A 499-nucleotide genomic window follows, 5' to 3' on the forward strand; every position below is an offset into this window, starting at 1 on the left:
ATTTGGGTATTTAGCCGAAACTTGAGACTTTTCGGTTGCTGGCAGTTGTTGAGTTATGGACTGAATGATTTTCCCTTGTTGATTAACGACAGATGACAACTGCTTTGTACTTTGCATAATGACTAATTTATTGATGGTTAACTTTAATCGACTCGTTTTGCTTGGATCAGTATTTTCGTAAGTAATATTTAGTTTGTTATCGTCTAATGATAGAAAACCGACTAAATGATCCTCTTTAAATTTATGTTTTAAATCTTGTTGATTTGAATACTTTTGAATGTTAATATCCTGTTTTTTGAGGCTTGAAATGATTTGATCGTTTACTTGATATGTACCCACTTTTAGATCAGTTGACTCATCTGAATAATTAAATAAAAAATAAATCAACGTCATTATTAATAACGGTGCAATGAGTAAGAGCATAAGGGTACGTTTATCTCTTATAACTTGTTTGAAAATACGCGTGGCAATATTAATCATGTGCACCATCTCCTAACGC

General features: G+C 31.9%; 1 protein-coding gene. It reads right to left on the reverse strand.

The genetic code is table 11. The features are described 5' to 3' along the window. Nucleotides 1-480: ABC transporter permease (locus KA878_RS14210; protein WP_210142285.1), on the reverse strand; the 480-nt coding region annotated here is incomplete at its 3' end. Nucleotides 481-499 lie beyond the last annotated feature (19 nt).

The sequence above is a fragment of the Staphylococcus sp. GDY8P57P genome, from assembly GCF_017892585.1.
GTDB lineage: Bacteria > Bacillota > Bacilli > Staphylococcales > Staphylococcaceae > Staphylococcus > Staphylococcus borealis.